The following is a 15,066-nucleotide window of genomic DNA, read 5'->3' on the forward strand; positions in this document are numbered from 1 at the left end:
GTTTTTTAAATACATTTGCGTCACTATGCTTAAAACAGTTAACATACTCAATAAAAGAGCCAAATTCGATTATGAAATTCTCGATAAATATTCGGCTGGAATTGTATTAACTGGTACAGAAATTAAATCTATTCGATTAGGAAAAGCTTCTATTACTGAAAGTTTTTGTGAATTTCATGATGGAGAACTTTTTGTTATTAATTCTAATATTGAAGAATATTTATATGGCACGCATTACAATCACAAAACAAAAAGTGAGCGTAAATTACTTTTAAACAAAAAAGAACTAAAAAAATTAAATAAAGATTCAGAAAATAAAGGATTAACCATTGTTCCACTCCGTTTGTTTACCAATGAAAAAGGTTTAGCAAAACTCGAAATTGCACTTTGTAGAGGTAAAAAGAACTACGACAAACGCGAATCATTAAAGGAACAAGATACCAAAAGAGATTTAGATCGAATAAAAAAGGCTTTTTAGCTTTTTTTTGTTAAATTTTATGACTAAATTTGTCATGACAATTAAACAGTTTTAAATCATGAAAACACTATTAAAAAACGCAAGAGAGCAAAAAGGCATCAAAACCAGAGAGTTAGCACAACTTTTAGGTATTGATCAGGCATTAGTTAGTAAGTTTGAAAATGGTTCGAGAAAACCAACACGTGAACAAATTTCAAAGTTAGCTACTGCACTTGATATTAATTTTGAAGAATTAATGATAGCTTGGCTTAAAGAAAAAATTCTGTATGAAATTGGCACTGATGATTTAGCTTTAAAAGCAATGCTACTAGCAGAAGAAGAAATAAAATACAACATTAGCTATGTTAGAAAATCATTGTCAAAAAACTTACAAGTTTTATTAAATGAAATCGATGAATTAAAATCTAAATTAGATAATTTCCGTCAGTTTGATAGTTATAGAATCAAACAAGCATTAGAATTAGAATATACTTTTGAAAGTAATCGCATCGAAGGAAATACTTTAACACTTAGAGAAACAGATTTAGTAATCAACGAAGGTTTAACTATTTCTGGCAAAAGTATGCGTGAACATTTAGAAGCTATCAATCATAAAGAAGCAATAGATTACATTAAACAACTAATGGATAAAAATACTTCATTAATTGAACGAGAAGTTCTTGCGATTCATAATTTAATTCTAAGAGGAATTCATCCAGAAGATGCAGGAAGATATCGTAAAGTACAGGTAATGATAAAAGGTAGTACACATATGCCACCACAACCTTTTTTGGTTGCTAAAGAAATGGAAGATTATTTTATTTGGTATGAAGAAAACAAATCCAAAATGCATCCTATAGTTTTAGCTGCCGAAATGCATGAACGCTTAGTTACCATACATCCATTTATTGATGGCAACGGAAGAACTTCACGTTTGATTATGAATTTAATTTTATTACAACACGGATATGTAATTGCTAACATAAAAGGAGATTATGATTCTCGAATGAAATATTATCAAGCATTAGAAACGGCTCAAACTTCAAACAATAAAGAAGATTTTTTAGTATTTATTGCTCAAATTGAAAAAGAAAGTTTAGAACGTTATTTGAGTATTATCCAACCTGCATAAAAAAGTCCTGTAAATTACAGGACTTTTAATTTTTATTTTCTAATAATGGAACAAATTTAAAATCACCAAATTCATGTTTTTCAAATTGGGTTTCATTTTTACGAATCAACAAAGTCATAATTTGGTCTTTTTCCCCAACCGGTATTACTAACCTTCCCCCTATTTTCAATTGTGCCATCAATGGTTGTGGAATAAACGGAGCTCCAGCAGTCACAATTATACTATCAAAAGGTGCATAATTTGGCAATCCTTTATATCCATCACCAAACGATAAATGTTTGGGTCTAATGTTTAATTTTGGTAATAAAATTGAAGTTGCCTTAAATAACTCATTTTGCCTTTCAACAGAATATACTTTAGCCCCCATCATACATAAAACAGCGGTTTGATAACCACTTCCTGTTCCAATCTCTAAAATTTTATGTTCTTTTTGAACTTCTAATAATTGCGATTGAAATGCTACGGTGTAAGGCTGTGAAATTGTTTGACCAGCACCTATAGGAAATGCTTTGTCTTGATAGGCAAAATCACCAAAACTTGAATTTAAAAACAAATGGCGTGGAATTTTACTAATGGCTGCCAACACGTTTTTATCGGTAATTCCTTTTTCTTCCAGTTGCTTTACTAACTGATTTCTAAGTCCTTGATGCTTATTAGTATCTTTCAATTTTATAGGAAATTTGGTTTGTAAATTTAGTATAAAAATAAGTTTATCCAATAGTTTAAAATTAAACTTTTTAAATAAAACTAACATTTGTCATACTATTAAATTTTGAGTAAATTTATATTCGCAAAAAAATAAACATATGAAACTTTCAAAAGCAATTGAAAATCTTGAAGATAAAGGTTATTTAGACATTTCATTAGACACTAAAATAGATTATATTGAAGCAATCAATACGCTTCGAAAAGAAAAAAATGCAGTTATTTTAGCACACTATTATCAAAGACCCGAAATTCAAGATATTGCAGATTTTGTTGGAGATAGCTTAGCTTTAGCACAAAAAGCAGCAGAAACAACTGCTGATATGATTGTATTTGCTGGAGTTCACTTTATGGCCGAAACAGCAAAAATTTTAAACCCAACAAAAAAAGTAGTTTTACCCGATTTAAAAGCCGGCTGTTCTCTAGCAGATTCATGTCCACCATCTGATTTTGAAGCATTTGTAAAACAACATCCAAACCATATTGTAGTTTCATATGTAAATACCTCAGCAGAAATTAAAGCTTTGACAGATATTGTTTGTACTTCTTCTAATGCTGAAAAAATTATTAATTCTATACCAAAAGACCAACCCATAATTTTTGCACCAGATAGAAATTTAGGCTCTTATTTAATGGAAAAAACTGGAAGAGAAATGCTATTGTGGGATGGAGCTTGTTTGGTTCACGAAGCTTTTTCAATTGATAAAATTTTAAATTTATATCAAGAAAATCCCGATGCTGAAATAATTGCGCATCCAGAATCACAAGCACATATATTAAAAGTTGCAAAATATATAGGGTCAACAGCTGGATTGCTGAATTACGTAAAAACAAGTATGGCAAAAAAATTTATTGTTGCCACCGAAGCTGGAATTTTACACAAAATGCAAAAAGAAGCTCCAGATAAAATTTTAATTGCAGCTCCAGCCAAAGAAGATAACTGTAATTGTAGCGAATGCGCCTTTATGAAGCTAAACACTTTGGAAAAACTATATTTATGCATGAAATATGAATTACCAAATGTTGAAATTGAAGAGTCATTACGAAAAAAAGCTGTGAAATCAATCAATAGAATGTTAGAAATCTCAAAATAATATGAGCATCATTCAATCCGACATATTAATTCTTGGTTCTGGCGTTGCTGGATTATCCACAGCTATAAAATTAGCGAAAGCTTTGCCCAATAAAAAGATCATTGTTGCCACCAAAAACAATAAAGAAGAATCCAATACAAAATACGCTCAAGGAGGAATTGCAGCAGTTTGGGATCAAGAAGATTCTTTTGAAAGTCACATTCAAGACACTTTACGGGCGGGTGATTATCTGAACGATATTGAAGTTGTAAAAATGGTGGTTGAAAATGCACCTATTCGACTTAAAGAATTAATAGATTGGGGGGCAGAATTTGATTTCAACACACAAAATGAATATGATTTAGGAAAAGAAGGAGGTCATTCAGCTAATCGAATCTTACATCATAAAGATATTACAGGTTATGAAATTCAAATGACCTTAATTAAACAGGTAGAAAATTTATCTAATATCGAATTTCTCTCACATCATTTTGCTATTGAATTAATCACAGAACATCATTTTACAGATAAAACCATAGAATTAGGACAAAATGACATTCATTGTTTTGGGGCATACATTTTAAACGAAAAAACTTCTGAAATTGACACATACTTGGCACATAAAGTCGTATTAGCAACTGGGGGAAGCGGACAAGCTTATGCAACAACTACAAATCCTGTAATAGCAACTGGGGATGGTGTAGGCATGGCTTTTAGAGCTAAAGCAATAATTGAAGACATGCAATACATTCAATTTCACCCTACAGCTTTATACGAACCAGGTAAAAGTCCAGCTTTTTTAATTTCAGAGGCCGTTCGCGGTTTTGGTGCTTATTTAAGAAATAAAAATGGTGAACGATTTATGCTAAAAACAGATGATCGTGGTGAACTAGCGTCAAGAGATATTGTTTCAAGGGCCATAAATATGGAAATTAATACTTCTGGCGCTGAATGTGTTTATCTTGATTGTACCCATTTAGAATATGAAGCGTTTTATAAACACTTTCCAAATATTGTTGAAAAATGCAAAAGTATTGGAATTGATGTCAAAAAAGATTTTATTCCAGTACTCCCTGCTATGCATTATATGTGTGGTGGTATTACTGTAAACAAAAAAGGACAAACATCAATTCATAATTTATATGCCAATGGAGAAGTTGCCAAAACAGGATTACATGGTGCAAATCGACTCGCTTCAAATTCTTTACTTGAAGCCTTAGTTTTTGGTCATGAAATTGCAGAAAACATCATCGCTGATGAAGCTGTATTTCAAGCAACATTTCCTCCAATTCCCGAATGGAATTCTGAAGGAACAATTGCCCCAAAAGAGCAAATTTTAATTTCTCATAACAGAAAATCTGTTCAAAATATTATGAACGATTTGGTTGGAATTGTTCGTTCAAACGAAAGATTAGAAAGAGCAATTGATCATTTAAACTATATTTATTCAGATACAGAAAAAATGTTCAAACACGTTACTATTTCGCCACAAATTTGTGAATTAAGAAACATCAATGCGGTTGCCTATTTAATTGTAAAACAATCCATGCAAGCCAAAGAAAACAAAGGCGCTTTTTACAGCTTGGATTTATTGTAAAATTGTAAAAAACTTTACCATTTTAGCTATAAAATTTAAACAAATAATACTATTTTTGTTTAAAATACTTTCTTATGCTAAAAGTTGGAGTTTTAGGTGCTGGTCACCTTGGAAAAATACATTTACGATTATTAAATCAATCTGAAAAATATGAATTAGTAGGCTTTTACGATGCTTTTGAAGAAAACGCCAACAAAGTAGCGGCCGAATTTGGTTATAAAAAATTCGATTCTATTGCCGAATTAATCGCTGCAGTTGATGTAGTAGATATTGTAACGCCAACGATGCAACATTTTGAATGTGCCAAACAAGTTATCGAAGCTGGTAAACATATTTTCATTGAAAAACCAATCTCAAATACAGTAGCCGAAGCGGAAGAAATTATCGCTTTAGCCAAAAAACACAACGTAAAAGGTCAGGTAGGACATGTAGAACGTTTTAATCCTGCGTTTACGGCTGTGAAAGATAAAATTAACAATCCAATGTTTATTGAAACACATCGCTTGGCCGAATTTAATCCACGTGGCACCGATGTTCCTGTGGTTTTAGATTTAATGATTCACGATATTGATGCAATTTTGAGCGTTGTAAAATCTAAAGTTAAATCTATTAACGCTAGTAGTGTTGCAGTAATTTCAGATTCTCCAGATATTACCAATGCTCGAATTGAATTTGAAAATGGTTGTGTGGCAAATATTACTTCAAGCCGAATTTCGATGAAAAACATGCGTAAATCGCGTTTTTTTCAAAAGGATGCATACATTTCTGTAGATTATTTGGATAAAGTGTGTGAAATCGTTCGTATGCAAGACGCTCCAGAAGTTCCTGGCGATTTTGATATGATTTTACAAAATGCTGAAGGTGTAAAAAAACAAATCTATTTTGACAATCCAAATGTACATGCTAATAACGCGATTTTGGACGAATTAGAAACATTTGCAGGCGCTATCAATAATAACACTACACCAATCGTAACGTTAGAAGACGGAACTGAAGCACTTCGTGTAGCATATCAGATTATTGATTGTATGAATAAATAAAAAAACCAAACAAACCTAAAATAACAAAATGAACACAATCGCAGTAATCGGAGCAGGAACTATGGGTAACGGAATTGCTCATACTTTCGCGCAAAGCGGATTTACCGTAAAATTAATAGATGTTTCTGAAAAATCATTAGAAAAAGGAATGGCAACTATTGCATCAAACCTTGATAGAATGGTTGCAAAAGGAAGTATCACCGAAGAAGATAAACACAAAACAATCGGAAATATCATCACGTATACTGACGTTAAAGATGGCGTTGTAGGATGTGATTTAGTAGTTGAAGCGGCTACAGAAAACGTACAATTAAAGTTCAACATCTTCAAACAATTGAGCGAAGTTTGTGATCATAACGTAATTTTAGCAACAAATACTTCATCTATTTCAATTACTCAAATTGCAGCTAACGTAGTTCATCCAGAACGTGTAATTGGAATGCACTTTATGAATCCAGTGCCGATTATGAAATTGGTAGAAATTATCCGTGGTTACAATACTTCAGATGAAGTAACTAAAATTATCATGGATTTATCTGTGAAATTAGGAAAAACTCCAACGGAAGTTAACGATTATCCAGGTTTCGTAGCCAACCGAATTTTAATGCCAATGATTAACGAAGCTATCGAAACGTTATACAATGGCGTTGGTGGTGTTTACGAAATCGACACAGTAATGAAATTAGGAATGGCGCACCCAATGGGACCATTACAATTAGCTGATTTCATCGGATTAGACGTTTGTTTATCTATCTTAAATGTAATGTACGACGGATTCAAAAACCCAAAATATGCACCTTGTCCATTATTAGTAAACATGGTAATGGCTGGAAAATTAGGAGTAAAATCAGGAGAAGGCTTCTATGATTACTCTGAAAGCAAGAAAGCAGAAAAAGTTTCGAAACAATTTTCTAAATAAAGTGAAAAGTGATTAGTAATTAGTGAATAGCTAGTTACTAATCACTAATTACTAATCACTTAAAAATGGCCAAAATAAAACCTTTCAAAGCAGTTCGTCCCGCTTCCGATAAAGTTGCATTGGTTTCGTGTAGAACGTATGATGATTATAGTTCGGCTGAGCTTGCTGCTTGGTTGAATTTTAATCCGTATTCGTTTTTACATGTAATTCATCCTGCTTATGCGAATGCGCAAAAAATCACAATGGACAAACGTTTCAAAGGTGTGGCTCATAAATATCAAGATTTCAAACAGGAACAAATTTTAGTTACTGAAGAGCACCCAGTTTTTTATCTGTACGAAATTCAGTCAAAAGGACAAATTTTTACGGGAATTATTGCTGGGACTTCTGTTCATGATTACCAAAATAATGTCATTAAAAAACACGAAGATACTTTGCAATATCGAGTGGAATTGTTCAAAGATTATTTACATCAAACGAATTTCAACACCGAACCCGTTTTAATTACGTATCCAGATAGTGTTGAAATCAATACGTTTATTTCTTTACGAAAAAAGAGCAAACCGGTTTACGAATTTTCTACAACCAATAAAGAAAAACATACCCTTTGGAAAATTGATACACAAAGTGAAATCGATTGGTTACAAGAACATTTCGAAAACATTCCGAATTTATATATTGCCGATGGACATCATCGTTCAGCTTCGGCGGAATTATTATATGAACAAGACAAGCATTTAGGCAACGAAAACCTGAATTATTTCATGAGTTTTTTAATTGCTGAAAGTAATGTCAAAATTTACGAATTTAATAGATTGATTCGCGATTTGAATGGTTTGAGTAAAGATGATTTTATCAAAAAATTATCCGAACATTTTATCATAAAATCCAAAGATCAAGAATTGTGGAAACCACAAAATAAGTTTGAATTTGGCATGTATTTAGATGGCAGCTTTTATGCTTTATTTTACAAACATGAAAACCACAATGCATCTTCGATTTTAGACAGCTTAGATGCTCAAATTTTATACGACAAAGTGCTTTTTCCATTATTAGGAATAGAAGATTTAAGAAACGATGAACGCATTGATTACATTCCTGGAAAGCAATCGATATCCGTCATAAAAGATTTAATCGACGAAGGCGAATTTGAAGTAGGTTTCATGCTCTACCCTTCCGACATTAACGAAATCAAAGCCTTAGCCGATAATAATTTAATCATGCCTCCAAAATCCACCTATATTGAACCTAAGTTTAGAAGTGGTTTGGTGGTTTATGAACTGTAATTTTGAGTAATTAAAACTTAGAAACACAGATATAATAAATTTTGAAAATTTTAATAATTTCTTAAATCTGCGTTCCAAAAAAATAAAAAAATGTCAATTTCAAAAAAAATCAATACCATAAAATCCCAACTTCCAGAACACGTTACATTGGTAGCGGTTTCAAAAACCAAACCTGTGGCGGATTTAATGGAAGCGTATAATGCTGGGCAACGTATTTTTGGAGAAAATAAAATCCAAGAAATGACCGACAAATGGGAAGTCATGCCAAAAGACATTGAATGGCACATGATTGGTCACGTGCAAACGAATAAAGTCAAATACATGGCGCCTTATGTGAGTTTGATTCATGGCGTGGACAGTTTGAAATTATTGCAAGAAATCAACAAACAAGCAATTAAAAACAATCGTGTGATTGATTGTTTATTTCAGGTTTATATTGCAGAAGAAGAAAGTAAATTTGGCTTAGACGAACAAGAATTGGAAGAAATTTTATCTTCTACAGAATTCAAACAATTAAAGAACATCAGAATCGTTGGTTTAATGGGAATGGCAACATTCACAGAAAACCAAAACCAAATTGAAAAAGAATTCAAGCATCTAAAAACGATTTTTGATAAATACAAAACACTGAACTCTGAACACTGTCAACTGAACACTCTCTCAATGGGCATGTCGGGCGATTATCAACTCGCAATTTCATGCGGAAGTACGATGGTTCGAATTGGAAGTAGTATCTTTGGAAATAGAAATTAGAATTCAGAAGTTAGAAAATTAAAAAAGAATTTTCAAAAAACATTTAAACTTATAACCTTTTAAACTATTAAACTATTTACTGCATTCTCGACATAGAAACCACTGGTGGTCAATACAATGAAGAAGGTATTACCGAAATTGCCATTTATAAATTTGATGGACATGAGGTAGTAGATCAACTCATTAGCCTTGTTAATCCCGAAAAACCAATACAACCCTTTGTTGTAAAGTTAACTGGAATTAACAATGCAATGCTACGCAGCGCTCCAAAGTTTTATGAAATTGCAAAACGAATTATAGAAATTACCGAAGGTTGCGTGCTTGTTGCACACAATGCTTCTTTCGATTACCGAATTTTACAAACCGAATTTAGACGATTAGGCTTTGATTTCAAAAAACCAACGCTTTGCACGGTTGAATTATCAAAAAGACTAATTCCAGACCAAGCTTCATACAGTTTGGGGAAATTAGTTCGTGCATTAGGAATTCCAATGGCTGACAGACATAGAGCCAGCGGAGACGCATTGGCAACCGTAAAATTATTCAAAATGCTGATGGCAAAAGACGTTGAAAAAGAAATTTTAAAAAGCTTCGTCAAAACCGAAATCAAATCAGGAATGTCTCCAAAGTTATTAGATATTGTAGAGAATTTACCTTCAAAAACAGGTATTTACTATATACATAACGAAAAAGGCAATTTAATTTATATTGGCAAAAGCAAAAACATCAAAAAACGTGTCAATCAACATTTTACAGGTTCTAATAGTAAAAGTAAAAAAATTCAGCGTGATGTATATGCCGTAAACGTTGAAGAAACGGGTAGCGAGCTTATCGCACTATTAAAAGAAAGCGAAGAAATTAAAATCAACAAGCCAATTTATAATGTTGCGCAACGTAAGAGTATTTTCCAATATGCTTTGTATATGCAAAAAGATGATGCTGGCTATTTAGCACTATCTATCGAAAAAGCAGATGGTCGTAAAAAAGAAATCACATCGTTTACAACTTTACAAGAAGGCAAAAACTACCTTTTTAAAATTACAGAAAAGTATAATTTATGCCAAAAAATAAACGGTTTATACGAAACAAAAAACGGTTGTTTTCAATACAAAATAAAAGAGTGTAATGGAGCTTGTTTAGGTGAAGAATCTCCAGAAATTTATAATGAACGTGTGCAAGAATTTATTACAGAAAACTCATTTGAAAACAATAACATGGTCATCATCGATAAAGGACGAACATTTGATGAGCGAAGTGCAATTTTAATCGAGAATGGCGTCTATAAAGGCTATTGTTTCTATGAATTAAACTATCAAGTAAATAATATTGAAATTCTTAAAAACATCATTATTCCGATGCAACACAATCGTGATACAAAAACGATTATTCAAACCTATTTGCGTAAAAATAGAGTACATAAAGTGATTACGTTTTAATTATGCCTTCAGAAAATTATCTTATCACCATTATTGGCCCAACAGCTATAGGAAAGACAGCCTTAAGTATTACTTTGGCTCAACATTTTGGTTGTGATATTATTTCATGTGATAGTAGACAATTTTTTAAAGAAATGAAAATTGGAACTGCTGTTCCTAATGATGATGAATTAGCTACTGCTACACATCATTTTATTCAAAATAAATCAATTTTTGATGGTTATTCAGTAGGAGATTTTGAACAAGAAGCTTTGGATAAATTAAGTGAATTATTTCAAAAAAACAACATTCAAATTATGGTAGGCGGTTCAGGATTGTATGTGGATGCAATTTTGAAAGGTTTTGATGATTTTCCAGATATAGATGGTTCTGTTCGAACTGAAATTAATGCTATGTTTGATGTTTTAGGAATTACATATTTACAAGAACAATTACAAGAATTAGATTCGAAATATTATCAAAAATTACTAACTCAAAACCCGCAAACACTACAAAACCCGCAACGTATGAAGAGGTTTGTAGAAGTTTGTAAAGGAACAGGAAAACCTTATTCGAGTTTTATTGGTAAACAAAAAAATGTTAGAAACTTCACTCCAATCATTATTGGTCTAGAAGCAGACAGAGAAGTAATGTACGACAGAATCAACCAACGCGTGGATATTATGCTAAATGAAGGGCTTATAGCCGAAGTACACTCACTATATCCAAACAAAGATTTGAATGCATTACAAACCGTTGGCTACAGAGAATTATTCGATTATTTCAATGAGAAAACAACACTAGAATTTGCTATTGGACAAATCAAAATTAACACGAGACGATTTGCCAAGCGTCAAATAACTTGGTTTAAACGAACCGAGAATGTGAGTTGGTTTGATTATTTAACTGATAAAAAAGAAATTATTAAAGTAATAGAATCTAAAATTCCAAAAAAATAAAAAAATGCCCATTTCACCCAACTTTACATCCATTTTAGAACAAGAATACGAAATAAATTTTGTGCAATGTTATCCAAATGGTGTTTTAAAATATACAGATTTATGTAATATTTTTCAAATCACTGCTGGAATTCATGCCGATTTAGGTGGCATTAGTTTTAGCGATATGCAAGAACATCATCAAGCTTGGGTAATGAGTAAAATGCGACTGGAAATTATCAATTTACCAAAATGGAAAGAAAAAGTTACTGTAAAAACTTGGATAAAATCGCTTGAAAACTCACGTTCGACTCGCTGTTTAGAATTGTACCGAGGTAATGAAAAATTAGTAGGATGTGAAACCTATTGGGTGGTAATGAATACACAAACCAGAAGGCCAGAAAATTTAGCATTACCTCATGAGCATTTTATTAAATACCCAGAAAATAATGCCTCTGAAAAAGAAGTTCAAAAAATTAATTTAAATGTTGCTTTTAAAAAGGTTTTGGACCATAAAGTACAATTGTCAGACATAGATATTGTAAACCATGCTAATAATGTAAAATATTTAGAATGGTGTTTAAATGCTATGGACGCAAAATTTGTGCTAAGACAAAAAATTAAAGGCTTTGAAATGAATTTTCTAAAAGAATTAAATCTGAATGATGATGTGGTTATCCAAAATCACGAAACTATTTATACGATTTCTAAGGATGATAAAATTTGTTTCGCACTTGATTTAATTACATAATAAAAATGGCTCTGAAAATCAGAGCCATTTTTATTATTTTTTGATTACTAATCTAAAACCTTCACCATGAATGTTTAAGATTTCAACATTTTCATCTAATTTTAAAAATTTTCTCAATTTGGCAATGTAAACATCCATACTTCTAGAAGTAAAATAATTATCATCTCTCCAAATTTTTGTCAATGCTAATTCTCTAGGCATTAAATCATTTTCGTGTAATGCTAACATTTTTAAAAGCTCACATTCTTTTGGAGATAGTTTAATTGGTTCTTGACCAGGAAATGTTAGAAAACGTAATTTCGAATTCAAGTGAAATTTTCCAATTTCGAACTCAAATTTAGTAGTATCAGGTTTTACTTCAGACGCTTTACGCTGAATGATTGCTTTAATTTTCATTAATAGCACTTCAGAATCAAATGGTTTGTTTAAATAATCATCTGCTCCTACTTTATAACCTTTTAAAACATCTTCTTTGAGTGTTTTAGCTGTTAAAAAGATAATTGGTACTTCCTGATTTTTTTCACGAATTTCTCTTGCTAATGTATAACCATCTTTATATGGCATCATTACATCTAAAATACATAAATCAAAAGTATCTTTTTTAAATTTTTCAAATCCTTCCATTCCGTTTTTTGCCAACGTAACTTCGAAGTCATTAATCATTAAATAATCCTTTAAAACAGCTCCAAAATTTGGATCATCCTCTACTAATAATATTTTTTTTCCTTCCATGATAATAGTGTTGTGTATATTTTTTAATTTATTAATGGCATTTTTATAATAAAGGTACTTCCGCGACCTTTTTCACTTTCAACATAAATTTGTCCGTTATGATCTTCAACTATTTGCTTTACATAAGCTAAACCAAGTCCGTGACCTTTTACGTTATGCAAATCTCCGGTGTGTTCTCTATAAAATTTTTCAAACACTTTTTTCTGAGCTACTTTACTCATTCCGGCCCCTTGATCTTGTATTTTTATTAAAATAAAATCCTTTATATTTTCGGTAAACACATCAATTACAGGTGCGTTTGGCGAATATTTAATTGCATTATCTAAGACATTTACTAACACATTTGTAAAATGAACTTCATTTAACAATATTGTAGTTCGCTGTGCATTAAAATGCTGATGTATAACTCCTTCTCTATCTTCAATAATTAAACTAACGTGTTCAATTGCATCTTCAATTATTTCAGAAACATCTCTTGGTTCTTTAGAAATATCTAATTCATTTTTTTCTAACTTTGAAATTCTAAGAACATTTTCAACTTGAGCGTGCATTCTCTTATTTTCTTCCTTAATCATTTGGAGATAACGCTGTACTTTTTCTTTATCTTCAATTATTTTTGGATTTTTAATTGCATCTAAAGCTAAGTTTATAGTAGCAATAGGTGTTTTAAACTCGTGTGTCATATTGTTGATAAAATCGGTCTTTATTTCCGAAATTTGTTTTTGTTTAATTAACTGATTCAAAGCGCTTGAATAGGTTAAAACAATAACCAATGTAAACAATAAAGACAAACTTGTAATTCCAATTAACGATGAAAAAACGAATTTACTCTTGTGAGGAAAACCTACCAATAATTGGTACTTTGACATTCCTTCATTATCTTGAAAAACAGGAATTCCATAGGTGGTTTTCTTATCGTATTTAAAATTTTCTGAACGAATTTTAGTAGCTAATCCATTACTATAAATTCAGAATTCAAAAGGCGTTTTAACACCATATTTTTTTAATTCAGCTTTTAATAACTTTTCTAATTCTTCGTTTGTAATTCTTTGCTGCAATGGTTTTTGGGAAACAATATCTTTAAAAACCACTTCAAAATTTGCTTTGTCTAAACTAGACAAACTTCCTGATTTTGAAATTGTTATATTTGGCTGATTGTTAATTTGAAAACTCCCGTCATTAATAGAATTTCCGTTGTAAATCTCAGTTTTCCGTTTAGCGATTAGATTTCCAACATTTACTGAATCAGCTTTATTATCAAAGAACGAACCTGTTATTCCATAATTTTCGGCTACTAAAGTATTGGTGTAAATTATAGTTTCATTTGTTTTTGTGTCTCGCTCATAAAAGTAAATTTCCTTTAATTGACTAGTTTCTGGATCCTTACCAATACTATCTTTAATTTCATTATACTTTGTAAAAAAAGAAACCAATTCTTTTTCTTTCAAATTATTTGAAACATTCCCAAGTACTTGCTGTACATGATATTTGAATTCTTCTTCGTTTTTATTCAACGAGGTTGTTATCCAATACAATTGAACTAAAATAATTCCTATTAATGACAAACTCATTAAAAAGACCAATAACCTAAACCTTGATTTATTCATCGACAACAAATTTAACATTTTAACATATCTTGTTAAAATACATTAACCAAAGATTAACATAAAAACCATTTTTTATGGTTTTGCTAAAATTTTAAGAATTTGGTCTATTTCTATAAACGTATTTTGTAAATCAATATTATGCACTACAAAATCACTTTTACTAATTTTCTCTTCTTCAGGCAGTTGATTTTGAATACGCTTTAATACACTATCTCTATCAACATTATCTCGTTTCATTGCTCTTTGAATACGGATTTCCTCAGGAGCCGTAACTAAAATTACTTTATCACAAGATAAATTCCCACCTGTTTCAAATAAAATTGCTACTTCTTTAATAATAAAAGGAGCCTTTTTATGTAAGTTGAGCCAATTTCTGAAGTGTTTTTTTACTTCTGGATGAACAATTGCATTTAATTTAGATAGTTTTTCGGGAGAATTAAAAACTATAGCAGCTATTTTTTTTCGATCTAAAGTGCCATCGATTGTAAGAATATTTTCGGAGAAAATAGCTTGAATTTTTGTCGAAATTTTTTTAGAATCCATCAGCTTTTTTGCTTCTTCGTCAGCTATATAAACAGGAATACCCTTTGAAGCAATATAACTTGCTACTGTAGATTTCCCACTGCCAATTCCACCTGTTAAACCAATAATTCTAGTCATA

The 15,066-nt window shown here is 31.2% G+C and carries 14 protein-coding genes and 1 pseudogene; 11 read left to right on the forward strand and 4 right to left on the reverse strand.

The window, feature by feature from the left end; all coding sequences use genetic code 11:
* Positions 1-25 precede the first annotated feature (25 nt).
* Together smpB and G4L40_RS03720 are read left to right on the forward strand one after the other, a co-directional pair.
* Positions 26-478, forward strand: coding sequence for an SsrA-binding protein SmpB (gene smpB, locus G4L40_RS03715; protein ID WP_166235815.1), 453 nt, complete (start codon positions 26-28; stop codon positions 476-478).
* Positions 479-536: 58 nt separating this feature from the next.
* Entirely contained in the window at positions 537-1,589 is a 1,053-nt protein-coding gene (locus tag G4L40_RS03720; protein ID WP_166235816.1) for a Fic family protein, read from the forward strand.
* Between the two features lie 25 nt (positions 1,590-1,614).
* Here G4L40_RS03720 and G4L40_RS03725 read toward each other — a convergent pair whose 3' ends face one another.
* Positions 1,615-2,256 (reverse strand): protein-L-isoaspartate(D-aspartate) O-methyltransferase, encoded by a 642-nt coding sequence (locus G4L40_RS03725; RefSeq protein ID WP_166235817.1) that lies wholly within the window; start codon positions 2,254-2,256, stop codon positions 1,615-1,617.
* Between the two features lie 139 nt (positions 2,257-2,395).
* Between G4L40_RS03725 and nadA the strand changes: the two genes are divergently transcribed.
* The 9 genes from nadA to G4L40_RS03770 all read left to right on the forward strand — a co-directional run bounded on the left by nadA (position 2,396) and on the right by G4L40_RS03770 (position 12,066).
* On the forward strand, positions 2,396-3,388 hold the full coding sequence (nadA, locus tag G4L40_RS03730; RefSeq protein WP_166235818.1) for a quinolinate synthase NadA: 993 nt from the start codon (positions 2,396-2,398) through the stop codon (positions 3,386-3,388).
* Position 3,389: 1 nt separating this feature from the next.
* Positions 3,390-4,964, forward strand: a complete 1,575-nt coding sequence (gene nadB / locus G4L40_RS03735) for an L-aspartate oxidase (RefSeq protein WP_166235819.1) — start codon at positions 3,390-3,392, stop codon at positions 4,962-4,964.
* A gap of 74 nt (positions 4,965-5,038) precedes the next feature.
* Positions 5,039-6,004, forward strand: coding sequence for a Gfo/Idh/MocA family protein (locus G4L40_RS03740; RefSeq protein WP_166235820.1), 966 nt, complete (start codon positions 5,039-5,041; stop codon positions 6,002-6,004).
* Between the two features lie 28 nt (positions 6,005-6,032).
* On the forward strand, positions 6,033-6,923 hold the full coding sequence (locus G4L40_RS03745) for a 3-hydroxyacyl-CoA dehydrogenase family protein (protein ID WP_166235821.1): 891 nt from the start codon (positions 6,033-6,035) through the stop codon (positions 6,921-6,923).
* A 65-nt stretch (positions 6,924-6,988) separates the two neighbouring features.
* Positions 6,989-8,209 carry a DUF1015 domain-containing protein gene (locus G4L40_RS03750; protein WP_166235822.1) on the forward strand — a complete coding sequence of 407 codons (1,221 nt, stop codon included), beginning with the start codon at positions 6,989-6,991 and terminating at the stop codon, positions 8,207-8,209.
* A 90-nt stretch (positions 8,210-8,299) separates the two neighbouring features.
* Positions 8,300-8,962 carry a YggS family pyridoxal phosphate-dependent enzyme gene (locus G4L40_RS03755; RefSeq protein WP_166235823.1) on the forward strand — a complete coding sequence of 221 codons (663 nt, stop codon included), beginning with the start codon at positions 8,300-8,302 and terminating at the stop codon, positions 8,960-8,962.
* 74 nt (positions 8,963-9,036) lie between these two features.
* A complete protein-coding gene (locus G4L40_RS03760; protein ID WP_166236015.1) occupies positions 9,037-10,398 on the forward strand; it encodes an exonuclease domain-containing protein in 1,362 nt (453 codons plus the stop codon).
* A gap of 2 nt (positions 10,399-10,400) precedes the next feature.
* On the forward strand, positions 10,401-11,336 hold the full coding sequence (gene miaA, locus G4L40_RS03765; RefSeq protein WP_166235824.1) for a tRNA (adenosine(37)-N6)-dimethylallyltransferase MiaA: 936 nt from the start codon (positions 10,401-10,403) through the stop codon (positions 11,334-11,336).
* Between the two features lie 4 nt (positions 11,337-11,340).
* Positions 11,341-12,066, forward strand: coding sequence for an acyl-[acyl-carrier-protein] thioesterase (locus tag G4L40_RS03770; RefSeq protein WP_166235825.1), 726 nt, complete (start codon positions 11,341-11,343; stop codon positions 12,064-12,066).
* A gap of 33 nt (positions 12,067-12,099) precedes the next feature.
* Here G4L40_RS03770 and G4L40_RS03775 read toward each other — a convergent pair whose 3' ends face one another.
* The 3 genes and pseudogenes from G4L40_RS03775 to coaE form a co-directional block, all read right to left on the reverse strand.
* The gene (locus tag G4L40_RS03775; protein ID WP_166235826.1) at positions 12,100-12,798 is read right to left on the reverse strand and encodes a response regulator transcription factor; all 699 of its coding nucleotides are present in this window, start codon (positions 12,796-12,798) and stop codon (positions 12,100-12,102) included.
* A gap of 23 nt (positions 12,799-12,821) precedes the next feature.
* Positions 12,822-14,405, reverse strand: a pseudogene (locus G4L40_RS03780) (sensor histidine kinase).
* Between the two features lie 72 nt (positions 14,406-14,477).
* Positions 14,478-15,065, reverse strand: coding sequence for a dephospho-CoA kinase (gene coaE / locus G4L40_RS03785; protein ID WP_166235827.1), 588 nt, complete (start codon positions 15,063-15,065; stop codon positions 14,478-14,480).
* Position 15,066: the final 1 nt, after the last annotated feature.

Source organism: Flavobacterium celericrescens, assembly GCF_011392075.1.
Classification (GTDB): domain Bacteria; phylum Bacteroidota; class Bacteroidia; order Flavobacteriales; family Flavobacteriaceae; genus Flavobacterium; species Flavobacterium celericrescens.

Excerpts from the sequence above, each read along its gene's own strand:
- G4L40_RS03770 (WP_166235825.1), top strand. The coding sequence starts at position 11,341 with ATGCCCATTTCACCCAACTTTACATCCATTTTAGAACAAGAATACGAA.
- nadB (WP_166235819.1), top strand. The coding sequence starts at position 3,390 with ATGAGCATCATTCAATCCGACATATTAATTCTTGGTTCTGGCGTTGCT.
- coaE (WP_166235827.1), bottom strand. The coding sequence starts at position 15,065 with ATGACTAGAATTATTGGTTTAACAGGTGGAATTGGCAGTGGGAAATCT.
- smpB (WP_166235815.1), top strand. The coding sequence starts at position 26 with ATGCTTAAAACAGTTAACATACTCAATAAAAGAGCCAAATTCGATTAT.
- nadA (WP_166235818.1), top strand. The coding sequence starts at position 2,396 with ATGAAACTTTCAAAAGCAATTGAAAATCTTGAAGATAAAGGTTATTTA.
- G4L40_RS03750 (WP_166235822.1), top strand. The coding sequence starts at position 6,989 with ATGGCCAAAATAAAACCTTTCAAAGCAGTTCGTCCCGCTTCCGATAAA.
- G4L40_RS03720 (WP_166235816.1), top strand. The coding sequence starts at position 537 with ATGAAAACACTATTAAAAAACGCAAGAGAGCAAAAAGGCATCAAAACC.
- G4L40_RS03740 (WP_166235820.1), top strand. The coding sequence starts at position 5,039 with ATGCTAAAAGTTGGAGTTTTAGGTGCTGGTCACCTTGGAAAAATACAT.
- G4L40_RS03775 (WP_166235826.1), bottom strand. The coding sequence starts at position 12,798 with ATGGAAGGAAAAAAAATATTATTAGTAGAGGATGATCCAAATTTTGGA.
- miaA (WP_166235824.1), top strand. The coding sequence starts at position 10,401 with ATGCCTTCAGAAAATTATCTTATCACCATTATTGGCCCAACAGCTATA.
- G4L40_RS03745 (WP_166235821.1), top strand. The coding sequence starts at position 6,033 with ATGAACACAATCGCAGTAATCGGAGCAGGAACTATGGGTAACGGAATT.
- G4L40_RS03755 (WP_166235823.1), top strand. The coding sequence starts at position 8,300 with ATGTCAATTTCAAAAAAAATCAATACCATAAAATCCCAACTTCCAGAA.